This is a genomic window from Sphingobium sp. DC-2 (genome assembly GCF_000722555.1).
GTDB lineage: Bacteria > Pseudomonadota > Alphaproteobacteria > Sphingomonadales > Sphingomonadaceae > Sphingobium > Sphingobium quisquiliarum.
The window spans coordinates 95,676-113,575 of sequence record NZ_JNAC01000043.1 but is presented as its reverse complement, the minus strand read 5'-3'; the positions used below and the strand labels follow the sequence as shown (position 1 = coordinate 113,575).

General features: G+C 63.3%; 19 protein-coding genes. 9 read left to right on the top strand and 10 right to left on the bottom strand.

Annotation, left to right across the window (positions count from 1 at the left end):
* Positions 1–96: 96 nt before the first annotated feature.
* Entirely contained in the window at positions 97–1,452 is a 1,356-nt protein-coding gene (locus tag ET21_RS0109310) for a glycoside hydrolase family 1 protein (protein ID WP_030539460.1), read from the top strand.
* 64 nt (positions 1,453–1,516) lie between these two features.
* Here the strand turns inward: ET21_RS0109310 and ET21_RS0109305 are convergent, their stop codons facing one another.
* The 3 genes from ET21_RS0109305 to ET21_RS0109295 all read right to left on the bottom strand — a co-directional run bounded on the left by ET21_RS0109305 (position 1,517) and on the right by ET21_RS0109295 (position 2,949).
* Complete coding sequence (locus tag ET21_RS0109305; RefSeq protein ID WP_030539459.1) at positions 1,517–2,269, bottom strand: SDR family oxidoreductase; 753 nt, start codon at positions 2,267–2,269, stop codon at positions 1,517–1,519.
* Between the two features lie 99 nt (positions 2,270–2,368).
* Positions 2,369–2,701, bottom strand: coding sequence for a TraR/DksA family transcriptional regulator (locus tag ET21_RS0109300; RefSeq protein ID WP_030539458.1), 333 nt, complete (start codon positions 2,699–2,701; stop codon positions 2,369–2,371).
* Positions 2,701–2,949 carry a YdcH family protein gene (locus tag ET21_RS0109295; protein WP_030539457.1) on the bottom strand — a complete coding sequence of 83 codons (249 nt, stop codon included), beginning with the start codon at positions 2,947–2,949 and terminating at the stop codon, positions 2,701–2,703. The genes ET21_RS0109300 and ET21_RS0109295 overlap by 1 nt, the downstream gene beginning before the upstream one ends.
* Before the next feature lie 176 nt (positions 2,950–3,125).
* On the opposite strand from ET21_RS0109295, the gene ET21_RS26535 reads away from it, so the two are divergent.
* The 5 genes from ET21_RS26535 (at position 3,126) to ET21_RS0109270 (ending at position 7,311) form a co-directional block, all read left to right on the top strand.
* Positions 3,126–4,412: a sensor histidine kinase gene (locus ET21_RS26535; RefSeq protein ID WP_051768084.1), complete on the top strand. Its 1,287-nt coding sequence runs from the start codon at positions 3,126–3,128 to the stop codon at positions 4,410–4,412.
* 4 nt (positions 4,413–4,416) lie between these two features.
* The gene (locus tag ET21_RS0109285) at positions 4,417–4,776 is read left to right on the top strand and encodes a response regulator (protein WP_030539455.1); all 360 of its coding nucleotides are present in this window, start codon (positions 4,417–4,419) and stop codon (positions 4,774–4,776) included.
* A gap of 180 nt (positions 4,777–4,956) precedes the next feature.
* Positions 4,957–5,472 carry a GNAT family N-acetyltransferase gene (locus ET21_RS0109280; RefSeq protein WP_030539454.1) on the top strand — a complete coding sequence of 172 codons (516 nt, stop codon included), beginning with the start codon at positions 4,957–4,959 and terminating at the stop codon, positions 5,470–5,472.
* Positions 5,473–5,520: 48 nt separating this feature from the next.
* Positions 5,521–6,576, top strand: a complete 1,056-nt coding sequence (locus ET21_RS0109275; protein ID WP_030539453.1) for a zinc-dependent alcohol dehydrogenase family protein — start codon at positions 5,521–5,523, stop codon at positions 6,574–6,576.
* 42 nt (positions 6,577–6,618) lie between these two features.
* The gene (locus tag ET21_RS0109270; protein ID WP_030539452.1) at positions 6,619–7,311 is read left to right on the top strand and encodes an NAD(P)H-dependent oxidoreductase; all 693 of its coding nucleotides are present in this window, start codon (positions 6,619–6,621) and stop codon (positions 7,309–7,311) included.
* A gap of 4 nt (positions 7,312–7,315) precedes the next feature.
* Here the strand turns inward: ET21_RS0109270 and ET21_RS0109265 are convergent, their stop codons facing one another.
* Positions 7,316–9,016 (bottom strand): SulP family inorganic anion transporter, encoded by a 1,701-nt coding sequence (locus tag ET21_RS0109265; RefSeq protein WP_030539451.1) that lies wholly within the window; start codon positions 9,014–9,016, stop codon positions 7,316–7,318.
* A complete protein-coding gene (locus tag ET21_RS0109260; RefSeq protein WP_030539450.1) occupies positions 9,006–9,338 on the bottom strand; it encodes a helix-turn-helix domain-containing protein in 333 nt (110 codons plus the stop codon). The genes ET21_RS0109265 and ET21_RS0109260 overlap by 11 nt, the downstream gene beginning before the upstream one ends.
* Before the next feature lie 335 nt (positions 9,339–9,673).
* On the opposite strand from ET21_RS0109260, the gene ET21_RS0109255 reads away from it, so the two are divergent.
* Together ET21_RS0109255 and ET21_RS0109250 are read left to right on the top strand one after the other, a co-directional pair.
* Positions 9,674–10,672 carry a site-specific integrase gene (locus ET21_RS0109255; protein WP_051768083.1) on the top strand — a complete coding sequence of 333 codons (999 nt, stop codon included), beginning with the start codon at positions 9,674–9,676 and terminating at the stop codon, positions 10,670–10,672.
* A gap of 183 nt (positions 10,673–10,855) precedes the next feature.
* The gene (locus ET21_RS0109250; protein ID WP_030539448.1) at positions 10,856–11,305 is read left to right on the top strand and encodes a universal stress protein; all 450 of its coding nucleotides are present in this window, start codon (positions 10,856–10,858) and stop codon (positions 11,303–11,305) included.
* 95 nt (positions 11,306–11,400) lie between these two features.
* Here the strand turns inward: ET21_RS0109250 and hcp are convergent, their stop codons facing one another.
* The gene (gene hcp, locus ET21_RS0109245) at positions 11,401–13,041 is read right to left on the bottom strand and encodes a hydroxylamine reductase (RefSeq protein WP_030539447.1); all 1,641 of its coding nucleotides are present in this window, start codon (positions 13,039–13,041) and stop codon (positions 11,401–11,403) included.
* A 111-nt stretch (positions 13,042–13,152) separates the two neighbouring features.
* Between hcp and ET21_RS0109240 the strand changes: the two genes are divergently transcribed.
* A complete protein-coding gene (locus ET21_RS0109240; RefSeq protein WP_030539446.1) occupies positions 13,153–13,599 on the top strand; it encodes an Rrf2 family transcriptional regulator in 447 nt (148 codons plus the stop codon).
* A 37-nt stretch (positions 13,600–13,636) separates the two neighbouring features.
* Here the strand turns inward: ET21_RS0109240 and cyoD are convergent, their stop codons facing one another.
* From cyoD to cyoA, 4 genes are read right to left on the bottom strand one after another with little or no spacing between them, the layout of a single operon-like run.
* On the bottom strand, positions 13,637–14,020 hold the full coding sequence (gene cyoD / locus ET21_RS0109235) for a cytochrome o ubiquinol oxidase subunit IV (RefSeq protein ID WP_021238489.1): 384 nt from the start codon (positions 14,018–14,020) through the stop codon (positions 13,637–13,639).
* The gene (gene cyoC / locus ET21_RS0109230) at positions 14,017–14,652 is read right to left on the bottom strand and encodes a cytochrome o ubiquinol oxidase subunit III (protein ID WP_021238488.1); all 636 of its coding nucleotides are present in this window, start codon (positions 14,650–14,652) and stop codon (positions 14,017–14,019) included. The genes cyoD and cyoC overlap by 4 nt, the downstream gene beginning before the upstream one ends.
* 2 nt (positions 14,653–14,654) lie before the next feature.
* Positions 14,655–16,655, bottom strand: a complete 2,001-nt coding sequence (gene cyoB, locus ET21_RS0109225) for a cytochrome o ubiquinol oxidase subunit I (RefSeq protein ID WP_030539445.1) — start codon at positions 16,653–16,655, stop codon at positions 14,655–14,657.
* Positions 16,656–16,675: 20 nt separating this feature from the next.
* Positions 16,676–17,860 (bottom strand): ubiquinol oxidase subunit II, encoded by a 1,185-nt coding sequence (gene cyoA, locus ET21_RS0109220; protein ID WP_051768082.1) that lies wholly within the window; start codon positions 17,858–17,860, stop codon positions 16,676–16,678.
* Positions 17,861–17,900: the final 40 nt, after the last annotated feature.

The window sequence follows — 17,900 nt, the reverse complement described above, 5'->3', positions numbered from 1 at the left end:
AATTGACAACCCCTATTCTTTTTAATCACTATCGCTTACAGCGCCGGGCCATCCAGAGACCGCGGCGTGGTCCAAAAAGGATGAAGAGGATATTTCATGGATTTCGATGACGCGCTCGACCGGCGGTCGATTCTAATGAGCATGGCAGCGGGCTCGGCGCTGCTCGCAACTCCGGCTGCCGCCGCTGCTCCGGCGCGCGGGGCGGCGAAGGGAAGCTTCCCCAAGGGTTTCCTGTGGGGCGCTTCCAGCGCGGGTCATCAGACCGAGGGCAATAATGTCAGTTCCGACCTGTGGGTCGTGGAAAATATGAAGCCTTCTCCCTTTAGGGAGCGATCAGGCGATGCCTGCGACAGCTATCACCGCTGGGACGAAGACGTCGCCCTGGTGAAGGCGCTGGGCCTCAACGCCTATCGTTTTTCGATAGAATGGTCCCGTATCGAGCCGGAAGAAGGGCATTTTTCGCTCGCCGAACTGGACCATTACCGTCGCTGTATCGCCGCGTGCCGCGATGCGGGCATCTTCCCCAACGTGACGCTCAACCATTTCTCGTCACCGCGCTGGTTCGCTGCCCGTGGCGCATGGAACAAGCCGGACGCGCCGGAACTGTTCGCGCGCTATGCCGATCGCGTGTCCAAGCATATGGGCGACCTTATCGGCATGGCGGTGCCCTTCAATGAGCCCAATGCACCGCTGGTCGTTAAATGGTCGCCGGACATGCAGAGCGCGACCGGCCAGCCGATGGACATCGCGTCCATGTCGGCTCCGCTGATGAAGCTGGCCGCGAAAAAGGTGGGCAGCGACGAATTCTCCTCCTTCCTGTTCAGCGATCCCAAGGTGGCGGTGCCTGCGATGATCCGCGCGCACGAACTCGCCATGGCCGCGCTGAAGGCTGGTCCGGGCAAGTTCCCGGTCGGTGCGATCGTTTCCATCGGCGATGATCAGGCGGTGGACGGCGGCGAGGCAAAGGTCGCGCAGAAGCGCCAGGAAGTCTATGCGCAGTGGCTTGAAGCCGCTGGCCGCAGCGACTTTCTGGGCGCGCAGGGCTATACCCGTTATCTGATCGGCCCCGAAGGACCGCGCAAGGCGGGCAAGGATGCCCAGTTCACCAAGAGCAAGTGGGAATATTATCCCGCCGCCATCGGCAATATCGTGCGCTACGCCGCGTCGCAGGTGAAGGTGCCGATCTATGTCACCGAGAACGGCATTTCGACCGATGATGACGCGCAGCGTATCGCCTATATCAACGGCGCGCTGGCCGGTTTGAAGAGTGCCATGGATGAGGGCGCGGACGTGCGCGGCTATTTCCATTGGACGCTGCTCGACAATTGGGAGTGGAATGAAGGCTTCCACCAGCGCTTCGGCCTGGTCGACGTCGATCGCACCAACTTCAAGCGCACGATCAAGCCCAGCGGCCGTCATCTTGGCACGATCGCAAAGCGCAACGCGATCTAGGAGCAAAAGGGAAAGCCCCTCGTCCAGCTCAGGCAGGCGAGGGGCTTTCCCCTTCCGAACCGGCCTAGATCTTCACCGCCGCGTTGCCGCCATCGGCCCAAAGCGCCGATCCCGTGACGAAGCTCGACATATCGCTGGTAAGGAACAGCGCGGCCTGAGCGATCTCCTCCGGCTCGGCGATGCGTTTCATGGCGTGGAGGCTCGCGGCCCACGCGCGCTGACCCTCATCGCCAGCCATGTCTGTCGCGGTGCCGCCCGGCAGGAGCGCGTTCGCGCGGATGCCCGCCGCGCCATAATCCGCCGCTATGCTGCGGACCAGACCCATCAATCCCGCCTTGGCCGCCGCATAGGGGCCCATGCCCGGCAGGCCCACGCTGTTGCCGACGAAGCTGCCGGTGAAGATAAGCGCGCCCGATCCCTGATCCAGCATCGCGGGAATCTGCGACCGCGCTCCAAGAAAGGCGGCGGTCAGGTTCACCGCGAGCACCTGCGACCATTGTTCAGGGTCGATGTCGGCCAGCGGCTTTGCATGCCCGGTCAGGCCGGCATTGTTGAAGGCGATGTGCAAGCCGCCAAACGCCTTTTGCGCGGCAGCAACGGCTTGCTCGTGGGTCTGCTCCTGCGTCACGTCTCCGGCAATGGCGATCGCCCGCCCTCCAGCTTGCCTGATCCCGGCCGCAAGCTGATCGAGCAGGGCCTGACGGCGGGCGACGAGCACCACGGCAGCGCCATTGGCAGCGAACAATGTCGCGGCCGCTTTCCCGATGCCCGAACTTGCGCCTGTGATGATGGCGGTTTTGCCTTCCAGCAGTTTCATTTCCCGGCTCCTTCAATGGAGCCGTCCAGCTATGGACTTTCGCCGCAGCGCGCGTCTCGTTTCTTGCTGGCAAACGCATTTCCGTCCGGCGGATGCGCGTCAGGCCTTTTCCGCCGCTTGCGCGCAGGTGATGCAGAGACGGCACGCCGGGAGCGCTTCGAGGCGTTTGGGCGCGATCTCGTCTCCGCAAGAGACGCACAGCCCGTAGGTTCCGCCGCGTAGCCGTGTCAGCGCGTCCTCGATAAGCTCAATTTCGGCGATGGCGGCCAGTTCGACCGCGTCGAGCGTCTCATCATCTTCCCGGTCGACCGCCTGTTCGCCGAAATCATCGTCCAGCGGCTGCCGGAGTTCCGCCTCGATCGCGCTGACCCGAAGGCGCAGTTCGTCAAGGCGGCTTTCCAACTGCTGGCGTATCTTCGCCTCGTCACGCATCAGGCGGCCTGCTTTTCCGCGATCATCGCCGACACCTGGTCGAGCATCTGGAGGCGATGCTTCTTGAGGTCCTCAAGCCGCTGGTCCGACGCCGGTTCGATGCCAGCCTCGATGCGCGAAATTTCCTGCGCGGTCTCATGATAGCGCGCCGACAGTTCGCGGAAGCTGGCGTTCTCAACCTTCAGATCGTGCAGCACGGCGCGGTGCTGCGGGAATTCGGCATGAAGATCGTGGCCATTTTCACTCATTCGTCAAACCCCTTTCCTGTTGTCTTCGGGGATCAAGCTGGCAGCACCCTGCACCCCTGTCGCTACGCAATGTTCCGCATTCGGCACGATTTACCGCCGCCGCTACGGCCGAGCCACGGAACCGAAGCCGTCCGGCAAACGTTCACGCATATTCATGCGTGGCGGAGGAGGGGGCTTTGCAGGTACAGACCGGGATCGGTCCCATAGGCGACGTCGAATGGGGAACGCATTTCTGCCATTTCTATCGTGATGCCGAGGACCTTGGCGAAACGCTCATCCCCTTCTTCAAGACAGGGCTGGAGCAGGGCGAGGCAGGCCTGTGGGTCACGGCTGCGCCATTCCCGGCCGAGCAGGCATGGTCCGCGCTCAACAGCCATGTCGACGGACTCGACCAGCGCATCGCGAACAAGCAGATCGCCATATACGGCCATGAGGAATGGTATACCCGCTATGGCGGCCGTTCGGCGCGCGATGTCGCCGGGGCCTGGATCGATTCCGTTCAGGAAGCGCTGCAAAGTGGTTACCGGGGTCTCCGGCTCACCGGCAACACCGCATTCCTTGAAGAGGATATGTGGGATGACTTCATGGATTATGAGCATTGCCTGCGCGACGCCTTCGCCAACCGGCCGATATTGGCGCTTTGCAGCTACAATGCGGTCGATTGCGATTCCAACGCGGTTCTCGACGTGGTGCAGGCGCATGATTTCGCCCTGGCGCGGCGGCGCGGCGGCTGGGAAATGGTGGAAAGCGCTTCGGTCAGGCGCAGCCGGGAGGCGCTTGTCCAGCTCAATGCCGAACTGGAGCAGCGGATCGCCGACCGCACCGGCGAACTGGCCGAGGCGCTGGAGCATCAACGGCTGCTGACCGCCGAACTCAGCCACCGGGTCAAGAATTCGATCGCGACGGTGCAGGCGCTGGTGGAAAAGACGCTGCGGGGCGCGCAGTCGATGGATGGGGCCCGGATCGCCCTGCGTGGAAGGCTGGGCGCGCTGTCGCACATCCACGATCAACTGGCGGCGGTCGAATGGAAGGGCGTGGGCCTGGACGATGTGCTGGGCGCCGTACTGCGGCCCTTCGGCGACCAGACCAGTTTCGCCGCCAGCAGCCGGACGCTCAATCCACGGGCCGCGATGGACCTTGCCCTCATTTTCAACGAGTTGGCGACCAACGCCGTGAAATATGGCGCGCTCGCATCCCCCAAGGGCCACGTCGAGGTGGCGGTCGAGATTGGCGGCGGAGGAGGCGGCGTGCGGATCTGCTGGAAGGAAAGGGGCGGCCCGCCTGTGCAGCCTGTGGCCGCCGAAGGTTTCGGCACCAAACTCATCCGGCAGCTCGTCACGCACAATCTGCGCGGGCAATGTGAGATCGCGCTTGATCCGGCGGGCCTTGCCTGCACGCTGGACCTTCCGGCCAAGGAGATACTGGCCAAGCGGCCGCACTGCGCGCACGGCTGCGTCCACTAAGCCCATGTGCAGGGTTCTTCTGGTCGAGGATGAATTCCTTGTCGCCATGCATATCGAAGACATGCTCGTTGACCTTGGCTATAAGGTCGTGGGGCCGGTCTCCCGTCTGGAGGACGCGCTGAAACTCGTCCATTCGGGCGAGCCGATCGACGCCGCGCTGCTGGACGTCAACCTGGCGGGCGAACGCAGCTGGCCGGTTGCACGCGCCTTGCGGGACAGGGGCATCCCCTTCCTGTTCGCAACGGGCTATATCGAACTGCACGCGTCCCGGCCGGACGATCTGGACGGGACGGCCATACTCCCGAAGCCATTGCAGGAAATACATCTCGCCCAGGCGCTCAAGGCCCTTTTGTCATCCGCCTGACAAGGTTCAGGCATTTAATGGGGCAAGAGAAGGATGACTTTCCAAGCAGATGCCGGGCATTCAGGGCAGATATAAGCAGGAGACCGGTGCCGCAGCGGGTGGCGCGACTCATGCAGCCGGGATAGACTGGATGCAGCAGCGGCCGGGTTGCCGGACGCGTCCAACGAAGAGGGTCTTTTCATGACTGACGCCGCACAGCTTGAATTCGCAACCACCAATCAGGGCGTGCGGCTGGGCATTCGCGCTGTGCAGAACACGGACGGCGATCTTCTTCGTTCCTTCTTCTCGCAAGTGACGGCGGACGACCTTCGCTTCCGCTTTCTTGCCGGGATAAACGAGGTGTCGGAAGACCAGATCGCGATGATGGTCGATGTCGATCACAAGCAGACGGAAGATTTCCTGGCCTTTCTGGATGACGGCACGCTGGCCGCCACCGCGATGATCGCCAAGGATGCCGGAGGAAAGCGCGCCGAGGTCGCCATCGTCGTACGCAAGGACATGAAGCATAAGGGCATTGGCTGGACCATGCTGAACCATGCGGCAGACTATGCGAAGGCATGCGGCGTGGAGACGCTCGAAGCGCTGGAAAGCCGCCAGAACCAGGCCGCTATCGAGGTCGAGCGGGACTCCGGTTTCGACGTGAAGCCCTATCCCGGCGATTCCACCCTTGTGCTCGTGTCCCGCAAATTGGGCTGAGCATGAAGATGCAGGAGTGACGCACAGCCCCTTGACGGAGGAGAGCCGATGAAAGCGCTTGTCTATCATGGACCGGGACAGAAAAGCCTTGAGGAGCGGCCCAAGCCCCGGATCAGCCGCGCGACGGATGCAGTGGTCCGGGTCACCCGCACCACCATCTGCGGAACCGACCTCCATATCCTCAAGGGCGATGTGCCAAGCTGCGAGCCGGGACGCATATTGGGGCACGAAGGCGTGGGCATCGTCGAGGAAGTGGGCGATGCCGTCAGCAGCGTCCGCCCCGGCGACCATGTCCTCATATCCTGCATCACCTCCTGCGCGCGGTGCGGCTATTGCCGGCGCGGCCTCTATTCGCACTGCGCCGACGGCGGCTGGATATTGGGCAATGTCATCGATGGCACGCAGGCCGAATATGTGCGCATCCCCCATGCCGACAACAGCCTTCACCCCATTCCGGCGGGTGCCGAGGAAGAGGCGCTGGTGATGCTGAGCGACATATTGCCGACAGGCTATGAGTGCGGGGTGCTAAACGGCAAGATCATGCCGGGGAGCAGCGTCGCGATCGTCGGCGCGGGCCCCATCGGGCTCGCCACGCTGCTGACGGCGCAATTCTTCTCGCCAGCCCATATCATCATGATCGACCTGGATGACCATCGGCTGGCGGTTGCGGAGCGGTTCGGCGCGACCGGCGTGATCAACAGCGGCAAGGAAGATGTGGCCGACGCGATCCTGCGGCTTACCGGGGCACAGGGCGTCGATACCGCGATCGAGGCCGTGGGCGTGCCCGCGACCTTCGAACTCTGCACCCGTCTGGTGGCGCCGGGAGGCGTGGTCGCCAATGTCGGCGTGCATGGGACCAAGGTCGACCTTCACCTTGAAGAACTCTGGTCGAAGAACATCACCATCACGACCCGGCTGGTCGACACGGTCAGCACGCCGATGCTGATGAAGACCGTGACGAGCCATAAGCTCGACCCCGGCGCGCTGATCACGCATCATTTCGACCTTGATGACATTCTGGATGCCTATGACACTTTCTCAAGGGCGGCGCAGACCGAAGCGCTCAAGGTGATAATTCGCGCGGGTCAGGCTTTGAAACCGTGATGCCCTGCGCCAAGTTGGGCGTGTATGACTGTGGAGGTGACGTTGACGGATAACAAGACCGGCGAAGCCCCATTACGCCATCTGCTGGTGCTCGCCAATCCGTCGCCGGACAGCTTCAATCACGCCATGGCGCAGACCTATGCGCAGGCCGTGCGGGACAAGGGGCAGGAGGTGGTCCTGCGCGATCTTTACGCCCTGGGCTTCGACCCGCTGCTGAAGGCCGAGGAGCGGCCCGGCGGCGAGGACTGGCGGCCCGCGCCGGATGTCGCCAGCGAGCTTGAGCAGCTTGCGGCGGCAAGCGTAATCGTCTTCATCTATCCCATCTGGTTCGGACTGCCGCCCGCCATCCTCAAGGGCTATGTCGATCGCGTGATGGGCGCGGGCTACGCCTTTCAGGACATGCAGCAGGCGAGCGGCCAGTCCGCGGTCGAAGGCAAGCCGCTCATCTGCTTCTCCACATCCGGCGCGCCGCTGCCATGGTTGCAGGATCAGGGGCAGATGGCAGCGCTCAAGGAAGTGTTCGACATCTATCTGTGGCGCGGGCTGGCGATGAGCCGGGTCGACCATGTCAGGATCGACAGGATCATGCCCGGCATGGACCCCGCTTATGCCGCCGCGCAGCTCGACCGGGTGCGGCAACAGGCCGAACAGGCGTGCGGCATGCTGGCTTCGGGCCGCTATCGCAGCGAGTGGGAGGCGGAGACGGCGAGGCGGGCGCGCAAGGCGGATAGCTGAGCCATCACCCGGCGCTGGCGGATTCTGGCGCAGCGGCGATGGCGGCGGCCATATGCAGGGCGGTAGCCAGATCGGGGCTATGGCTCACGCGTCCGCCGGACGGGCCGAGGCCAGTATGCTCCAGCATGGCAAGCGGCTGGGGCTGAACGCCCGACAGGATGACGCTGGTGCCGCCAGCCGCCGCCTGCCTGACGATCTGATCGATGGCGGCCGCGCCGCTGGCGTCGAGAAAGGGAACCCGCCGCATTCGCAGGATCATGACTTTCGGGCGGCGGCCGATGCGGCGCAGCGTATCGAGCAGTTCGTTAGCGACGCCGAAGAAGACCGGCCCTTCGATACGGAAGACCTCGACACCGTCCGGCAAGGCCGCGCGCTGATCGATTTCCTCCCCACCATCCTGATCGTCGCTCCGCACATCGTCCAGGCCGGTGGCGATATCCACCGTCCTGCTCATCCGCATCATGAACAACAGCGAGGCGAGCGTCACGCCGACGCCGATCGCCACGGTCAGGTCGACCAGCACCGTCAAAGCGAAGGTAAGGAGCAACAGGACCCGGTCACTGCCGGGCATGCGGAGCAGCAGCAGGAACCTGTCCTGCTCGCTCATGCTCCACGCGACCACGAACAGGATCGCCGCAAGGGCCGCCAGGGGCACATAGGCCATGAGCCCGGAGGCGAGCAGGACGAACAGGAGCAGGAAGGCGGCGTGCAGCATCCCCGCCACCGGGGTCGTCGCCCCGGCTTTGATATTGGTGGCGGTGCGCGCGATCGCCCCTGTGGCTGGCAGGCCGCCGAACAAGGCGGACGCGATGTTTGCGACGCCCTGGCCGACCAGTTCCTGATTGGAGCGATGGCGTGAGCCGATCATCCCATCCGCGACCACCGCCGACAGCAGCGCCTCGATCCCGGCGAGAAAGGCGATGGTGAAGGCGCTCGGCAGGATCGCCTGGATCTTGGCGAAGCTGACGTCCGGCAGGGCTGGGGCGGGCAGGCCGGAGGCAATGTCCGGGTAGCGCGATCCGATCGTTTCCACTGGCAGATGGAGCAGGGCGGCAGCGGCCGACGCGATAATGATCGCGATCAGAAAGCCCGGCAATCGTGGCGCCCACCGGCGCAGCGCCGCGATCAGAGCCAGCGATCCCGCGCCGATGGCGAGCGCCGTCCATTGCACGCTGACCAGCGCAGCGAAATAGGCCCGCCATTTTTCGATGAAGTCCGCCGGAACCTGATCGATCGGCAAGCCCAGAAAATCCTTCACCTGACTGGTCGCGATGATGACGGCGATGCCAGCGGTAAAGCCGGTCACGACCGGATGCGGGATGAAGCGGATCAGACTGCCCAGCTTCGCATAGCCCGCGACGATCAGCATGCCGCCCGCGATCAATGTCGCGAGCAACAGTCCGTCATAGCCATGCTGCGCGATGACGTTGAACACGACGACGACAAAAGCGCCGGTCGGCCCGCCGACCTGAACGCGCGATCCACCCAGCCCGGAAATGAGGAAACCCGCGACGATCGCGGTAATGAGGCCCTTGTCGGGCGATGCTCCACTCGCGATCGCAAGCGCCATGGCAAGCGGAAGCGCTACGATCGCGACCGTCAGACCGGCGACGGCATCGCGCCGCAACCGGTCGAGCGAATAGCCTTCGCCCAGGACGGTGATCAGCTTGGGCGTGAAGGCTGCCAGGCGAAGGTCAGTTCGCATCGCCATCGCCCGCCACCGGTTGCTCCGCCTGGTCGTACAGGAACGACGCCACGCGCCCCGCCTGCTTCCCGCTTGCGCTTTCTTTCAGGCGCACGCCGCGCCCGGCGCCGTTGCTTGGCGCATTTTCGCCGATGATTTCGATCCCCGCTGCTTCGAGCGCGTTGATCACTTTGACCAGCGTGTCGACGACGCTGCGCACCTGACCGCCGGACGCTTCCATGCGCTGGATCGTGGGCAGCGAAACCCCCGCAAGCTCCGCCAGCCGCCGCTGGTCGATACCAAGAAGCGCCCGCGCAGCGCGCATTTGCTGAGATGTGATCATAGCGCCTCAATGATGTTTAATACATCAATTTAGGGATATTATCATGCTAAACAGCAATATGCCAGATCGGAGTTAAGGGGCCGAGACAGCTCGCAGTTCTCGCAACACGGCTGCTCCATGAGCTTCTCCGCTTGCGGACGCGCTCGATTGGCCGACGCGGTGGCACAAGCCAGGCAGAGAGACGGATGTCACTGCGATTCTCGGTCCATGCTGGGCCGACTCTTGAAGGACTGATCTCGCGATGAAGATCGGAGGACCCTGCCCTTATGTCCGATAAGTGTGATTCTCGGACATAAGATTGACGGTATAATGAGTGAGGTCTAGAGTGTCCGGCAATGGGCATTGGCGATCCTCGCGACGGCGACAATCTTCCGGCCACCGTGCCGCAGCCGGTGCTGCCCGACATCCTGCATGCCGAAGCCGCGCGCGCGGCGGACTATGCCCGTGCATCCCGGTCGGCCGCAACCCGGCGGGCCTATGCGTCCGACTGGAAGATCTTTACCGCCTGGTGCGAAGCGCGCGGATTGGAGAGCCTGCCCGCGACGCCGCCAGTGGTCGCGACCTTTCTCGCTTCGGAAGCCGATACCGGCACGAAGGCGAATACCATCGGCCGCAGGCTCGCCGCGATCGGCTATCATCATCGCCAGGCCGGTTTCGATCCGCCACAGGAGCAGCCCGGATCAGGCGTCATCCGGGAAGTGCTGGCGGGCATAAGAAGCTCCATGGGCACGCGCAAGACGCGCAAGAAACCCGCCGATGCCGATGCGCTGCGCGATATGCTGCAAACGATCAAGGGCGATGACCTGCGCGCGCTGCGCGACCGGGCCCTGCTGGCGATCGGCATGGCGGCTGCCCTGCGCCGGTCGGAACTGGTGGCTCTGGATGTCAGCGACGTCGAACTGCCGCCCGAAGGGCTGCGCCTGCTGATCGGCCGGTCAAAGACGGATCAGGCGGGAGAAGGCACGGTGATCGCGATCCCGGAAGGCCGCCGCATCCGGCCAAAAGCCCTGCTGCTGGAATGGATGGCGTCCGCCGGGCATAAGGAAGGCCCCCTCTTCCGCCGCCTGACCCGCGCTGGCGAATTGACCAGTGATCCGATGTCCGACCGTGCCGTCGCGCGTCTGGTTCAACGCTGCGCCGCGGATGCCGGCCTTGACCCTTCCGAGTTCGCCGGTCATTCCCTTCGGTCCGGTTTCCTGACCGAAGCGGCCCGGCAAGGCGCGAGCATCTTCAAGATGCGGGATGTCAGCCGCCACAAATCGGTGCAGGTGCTGTCTGACTATGTCCGCGACGCCGAACTTTTCCGCGACCATGCGGGAGAGAGGTTCCTGTAGCACGACGCTAAGGACAGACGCTTAAAACGGTGGGCAAATTGCTCTATCGCCTTCTTCTTCCTCAAGGAAGCCCGGCAGGACGCCGCTACCCCTTTTGTCCCAGCACACGCCTCACCCTTGACGGGGCGCGTACGGATTGGTGAACTGAAGGCCCGGCTACAGCAGAAGGATGGAGGATCGGCCATGTACAGTCATATTCTCATTTCCACCGACGGGTCGGAAGTGTCGCACAAGGGATTGCTGCAAGGTCTGGAGCTTGCAAAAGCCTTGGGCGCGAAGGCGACCGTAATCACGGTGACCGAACCCTTTCCTGTCTACGCCGGCGGCGTCGGCTTCGACTATGCGCTGAGCAATGAACTGCTTGCCGAATATGCCGCAGGCCAGAAAAGTTCGGCCACCGCGATACTAGATGCCGCCAGGCAGGCGGCGGCGCAGACCGGGATCGAGGTGGAAACGGTGCATGTACCCGACTCCCAGGTCGCCGATGCTATCATCGGGCAAGCGCAGGCGCGCGGGTGCGGCCTGATCGTCATGGCCTCGCACGGACGGCGGGGGATCAAGCGTCTCATGCTCGGCAGCAAGACGTCGGAGGTGCTTAACAACAGCCGGATTCCCGTGCTCGTCGTGCCCTGAACGCGACTGGCGTCCCGCACGATCGCGGGACGCCGCGTTCTCCAGCGTCAGTGAACCGGGCGCGAAGGGAGAGCTTCGCAAATCAGGCTTGGCCGTCAGGCTGCTTTCAGCATGCGGGAGAGGTCTTCCTGAACATCGCCGGTGGGGCGGATGTCGAACTTCTCCACCAGCACGGCGAGCACCTCTGGCGTCAGGAATTGAGGCAGCGTCGGCCCCAGGTGAATGCGCTTGATGCCCAGGTGAAGCATGGTCAGCAGCACGGCGGTGGCCTTCTGCTCGAACCAGCTGATCGCATAATGGAGCGGCAAGTCGTTGATCCCGCATCCAAGCGCTCCGGCAACCGCGATGGCGACCTGGATCGCCGAATAGGCATCGTTGCACTGACCCATGTCGAGAACCCGCGGAATGCCGTTGATGTCGCCCAGTTCCTCCTGGTTGAAGCGGAACTTGCCGCAACCCAGCGTCAGCAGCAGGCTGTCCTTGGGCGCCGCCACGGCAAGGTCATGGAAATAGTTGCGGCCCGGCCGTGCGCCGTCGCAACCGCCGATCAGGAACAGATTCTTGACATCCCCCGCCTTGATCATGCCCAGCAGCGTATCGGCGACTCCCATCACCGTATTGCGGGCAAATCCCGCCGCGATGCGGCGCTCCGGCGCGTCTTCCATAAAGCCCGGCAGGCTGAGCGCGCATTCGATGGCGGGGCGGAAATCGTGATTCTCGATATGGCGCACGCCATTCCAGCCTACCGGTCCGGCGGTGAACAGCCGGTCGGCATAGCCTTTGATCTCAGGATTGATCAGGCAGTTCGACGTCATGATGATCGCGCCCGGAAAGGCTGCGAAATCCTTCTGCTGATCCTGCCACGCGCCACCATAATTGCCCGCGAGGTGCGGATATTTCTTCAGGCCGGGATAGCTGTTCGCGGGGAGCAGCTCACCATGGGTATAGACATTGATGCCACTACCCTGGGTCTGCTCCAGAATCGCTTCGAGATCGCCCATGTCGTGACCCGAAACCAGAAGCGCCTTGCCCTTCACCGGGCTCATCCGCACCATCGTGACCTCGGGATGGCCGAAGCGTCCGGTGTTGGCTGCATCGAGCAATTCCATGACCTTGAGGTTGAGCGCACCCACCGCCAGCGCCTCAGCAATCAGCGCATCGGCATCGGCGGGGTCGCTCGCCAGGAACGCAGCGACACGGTGAAATTCGGCGGATACCGCGTCTTCCTCCGTCCCAAGCACGCGGGCATGTTCCGAATAGGCGGCAGTGCCCTTGAGACCATAGAGGATGAGGTTGCGCAGGCCGACGATCGAAGGACCGTCACGGTCCATGAACCGCTGAATGGCTGCGAAGGGAGCTGCGGCGGCCAGCTCGCTGGGGGTCGTTCCGGGGTTCCATGCCGCTGGTTCGGGAAGGCCGTTCAGGTCTGCCCCGGCCTTGAGCGCGCATTCTTTCGCCCGGTCGCGCATGGCCAGCGCTTCGGCGATCAGCGCGGCGAAGCGGTCCGCGTCGAAATTGACATTGGTGAGCGTGGTGAACCAGGCATGCGGAGTGAAAGCGTCGACCGCCGCGTCCCTGCCGCCCTTGCGCGCCGCACGGTCGGCATAAACCGAAACCCCCTGCATTACGCGCAGCAGCACGTCCTGCATGTCCGCAACCTCGGCGGTCTTGCCGCAAGACCCGGCTTTGACGGCGCAACCGCCCTTGTTGCTTTGTTCGCATTGCACGCAGTACATTCTGCAAGCCTTCCTAAAGTTGAATATGAAATTCCACTTAGGCCTGATTCTCAAAGAAGCATTTGATTGGAATCAAATCGGCAGAGCATGAGGCGTGACATAGCTTGCGTCATGCAGCTCACCCGTCACACCGACTACGCATTCCGCCTGCTCATCGACCTCGCCGCGCGGGGCGGGGAACGCACGCAGATCGCGCAGGTAGCTGCGGCGCAGGACATTTCGCACAGTCATTTGATGAAGGTCGTGAACCGGCTGGTACATGCGGGCATCGTCGATGCGGCAAGAGGACGTGGAGGCGGCATTCGCCTGGCGCGCGATCCGCACGACATCAACCTTGCCGACATTGTCCGCACGACAGAGCCGCGATGCCCGATGGTCGATTGCGGTGGTTGCAAGCTGGCGCGGCGGTGCAGGCTTCCGGCCGTACTCGACCGGGCGGCCGACGCCTTCATCACGACCCTGGCGCGCTTCACCCTGGCGGATATCCTGCCTCCCGCGCAGGAAAGGGCTTCGCCTCCCCGAACGGCTGGACCGGCGGCGCTTCGAGCCAATCTTTAGGATAATTGCGCTTTACTGCTGCGGGAGGAGCGCGGACCTATTGCGGCGGCGCCCCCATGTCCGGCATCGGCATCATGTTTGTGTTCAGGTGATACATGATCCAGATCGATCCGCCGATCGTCAGGACGACGATCACGGCGGTGAACAGGAAGGCCAGCAGCGTCCACCCCCCTTCCGACCGGGTGTCGAGATGCAGGAAGCAGACGACATGGACGACGATCTGGATCAGCGCCATGGCGAAGATCAGGATCGCGGTCGTCTGCCGGTCCTGCAACACGCCGCTCATGACCAGCCAGAAGGGCAGGAATGTGAGCAGGATCGCCAGCACAGTGCCGATGCGGTAGCCGCGGCGGCTGCCATGCCCATGGGTGTCGCCATGGCTGTGAAGGGCCGGGTCCATATGGGTGTCGGTGCTGCTCAACGGAGAACTCCGTACAAATAGACGAAGGTGAAGACGCCGATCCAGATGATGTCGAGGAAGTGCCAGAACATGGACAGGCATATGAGGCGGCGCTTCATCGGCAGGGACAGACCATGCCGCCCAAGCTGGATCAGCATGACCACGATCCAGATCAGGCCCACCGTCACATGCGCGCCATGCGTGCCCACCAGCGTGAAGAAGGCGGAGAGGAACGCGCTGCGCTGCGGCCCCGCGCCTTCCGCGATCAGATGGGCGAACTCGTAAAGCTCGATAGCGATGAAGCCAGCGCCCAGAAGCCCGGTGATCGCCAGCCAGAAGCGCGTCGGCCCTACCCGTCCCGCCTCCATATGCGGCATCGCTTCCCCGAAAGTGATGGACGAGGCGAGCAGCAGCGCGGTGTTCAGCGCGACAAGTTCAAGGTCGAATATCTCGCGCGGGACGGGCCCGCCCGCATAGCTGGTGCTCACCACGCCGAACATCGCGAACAGCGAGGCGAAGATGAGCGCGTCGCTCATCAGATAGATCCAGAAGCCCAGGATCGTCGCGCCATTGCCGCCGTGGTCGTGATCCTCCGCTTCGGCCAGATGCCAGGTCACAGCCTCGCCATTGCTCTGGAGCGCATGGTCGGTCATCGTCAGGCCTCCGCCGCCGCAAGCGGCAGGCGCTTGCTTTCCGTCCGCGCGACCTCCTCGGCCGGGATGTAATAGTCGCGCTTCATGTTGAAGGTATGCCCGATGGCGACGGCCAGCAGGCCGGCAAAGCTCAGCACCGCAAGCCACCACATATACCAGACCATCGCGAAGCCGAGGACGAGCGCGAGGCCAGACAGGATCACCCCTGCCCCTGTATTGCGCGGCATGTGGATCGGCCGGAAACCCTGGGCAGGCCGTTCATAGCCGCGCGCCTTCATGTCATACCAGGCGTCGAGGTCATGAACCATCGGCGTGAAGGCGAAATTATAGGGCGGCGGCGGCGAACTGGTCGACCATTCCAGCGTCCGGCCGTCCCAGGGATCGCCGGTCGTGTCGGCAAGCTGCCGCCGCTTCACGAAGCCCATGACGATGCTCATGACGAAGCCCAATATGCCCACGAGGATGATGAGCGCGCCGATGAATGCGACGACGAACCAGGGCTGGAGCGCGGGATCATGGAAGTAGCGCACCCGCCGGGTCACGCCCATGAGCCCCGGAAAATAGAGCGGCATCCAGGCGACCCAATAGCCGATCACCCAGCCCCAGAACGCCACCTTGCCCCAGAAGGGGTCTAGCTTGAAACCGAAAGCCTTGGGGAACCAGTAGACCATCGCCGCGAACAGGCCGAAGACCACGCCGCCGATGATCACATTGTGGAAATGAGTGACCAGAAACAGCGAGTTGTGCAGCACGAAGTCCGCCGGCGGGATCGCCAGCAGCACGCCGGTCATGCCGCCGATGACGAAGGTGATCATGAAGGCGACGACCCACATCATCGGCAATTCGAACCGGATGTCGCCGCGATACATGGTGAAAAGCCAGTTGAAGATCTTCGCCCCGGTCGGAATCGAAATCACCATCGTCGCGATGCCGAAGAAGCTGTTGACGCTGGGCCCCGCCCCCATGGTGAAGAAATGGTGCAGCCAGACGAGATAGGACAGGATGGTGATGACCACGGTCGCGTAGACCATGGAGGAATAGCCGAACAGCCGCTTGCCCGTGAAGGTCGAAACGATTTCGGAATAGATACCGAAGGCGGGCAGGACCAGCACATAGACTTCTGGATGGCCCCAGATCCACACCATGTTCCAATACATCATCGGCGCGCCGCCGAGGTCGTTGGTGAAGAAGTTGGTGCCCACATAACGGTCGAGCATCAGCAGGAAGAACGCGGCCGTCAGTGCCGGGAATATGGCGATCGCCAGCACGTTGGAGCAGAGCGCGGTCCAGCAGAAGACCGGCATCTTCATCATCGTCATGCCCGGCGCGCGCATCTTGATGATGGTGGCGACCATGTTGATCGCCGACAGGGTGGTGCCGACGCCTGCTATCTGCAACGCCCATAGATAATAGTCGACGCCCGCGTCGGGGCTATAATCAAGCTCCGCCAGCGGCGCATAGGACAGCCAGCCCGTCCGCGCGAATTCGCCCACGAACAGCGATGTCATCACCAGTATCGCGCCCGCGGCCGTGAGCCAGAAGCTCAAGGAATTGAGGAAGGGAAAGGCGACGTCGCGCGCGCCGATCTGCAACGGCATCACGAAATTGACGATCCCCACGATCAGCGGGATCGCCACGAAGAAGATCATGATCGTGCCGTGCGCGGTGAAGATCTGGTCGTAATGATGCGCGGGCAGATAGCCTTCGTTCGGCGCGAAGGCGATCGCCTGCTGGAGGCGCATCATCAGGGCGTCGGCAAAGCCGCGCAGCAGCATGATGATGCCCAGGATCATGTACATGATGCCGATCTTCTTGTGATCGACGGTCGTGAACCATTCCTTCCACAAATAGCCCCACAGCCGGTATCGCGTGACCGCGCCGATAATCCCCAGCCCCAGCAGCAGGACCACAACGAAGGTGGTGAGCAGGATCGGCTCATGGACGGGGAAGGATTCCCAGGTCAGGCGGCCGAAGATCGTCTTGGCGAGGCTGTGGTCGGTCATGGCTATCCCGGCAGCAAAGTTCAGCCCAGACCGGCGCGCGGTGCGGCAGGCATGGGCGGCAGATCATTGGCGGACATATCGCGATTGCGCTGGTCGCCCGGCTTCCTTCCTCCAGGCGTTCCGGGTTGAGCAGGCTTGGTGACGTTGGGGCCGGAGCCTTTTTCGTCCGGCTCCTTCTCCAGCGCGGGCACCGGCTTTTCTCCATGATGAGGCATGGACCCGCGTCCGGGCGCGGTGCCCGACCCGATCTCGCGATTATGGGGATGCCCCCCTGCCCGCTCCATGTCGCGCCGCATTGTTTCGGCCATGCAGGTCTTGCGCGGATCGACGCACATATTGACCGCGCGGTCGAACAGCCCCGGCATCACATTCGCGAAATACATGACGGGGGACTTCTCACTCGGCTTTTCCAGCGCGAGATAGCTGGCCGTCTCTAGCGACGCGCCGCCCCTTCCCTTGATGCCTGCCACCCAGGCGTCGAAATCGGCCTGGGGCATTCCGCGCAGCTTGAAGCGCATGTCGGCATAGCCCCGGCCGGTATAGTTGCCCGAATAGCCCGAGCTTTCGCCGGGTTTGTTGAGCACCGCATGGAGCTTCGAATCCATGCCCGGCATTGCATAGATCATGCCTGCGAGCGTCGGCGCGTAGAATGTGTTGAACTGGCTTGTCGAGGTGATGGAGAAGCGCACCGGCACATCAACCGGCAGCGCCAGTTCATTGACCGTCGCGATCCCCTGTTCGGGATAGATGAACAGCCATTTCCAGTCGAGCGCGACGACCTGCACGTCGAGCGTCTTCATGTCCGGCGTCACCGGCCTGCCCGGCGCGATCCGCTCGATCGGGCGGAAGGGGTCGAGAAGATGGGTGCTGGTCCAGGTAACCGCCGAAAGGGCGATGATGATGAGCAGCGGACAGGACCAGATCACCAGTTCCAGAGTGGTGGAATGATCGAAACTGGGATCATAGACCTTGTCGGGATTGCCGCGCCGGTATTTCCAGGCGAACCAGACCGTCAGCGCGATCACCGGCACGATGATGAGCAGCATCACGCCCGTCGCGAATAGGATGAGGTTGCGCTGCTGCATGGCGATATCGCCGGTCGGGTTCATCACGACCATGTCGGCGCAGCCGCCCAGCAACCCAAGCGCCGCGATGAGCGGCAGGCCCGTTGCGAGGCGAGCGGCATTCAAGGGTTTCGTGCTCATGCTGGCCCCCGCTAGCCCTCCCTGAACAGCTAAACTTTGA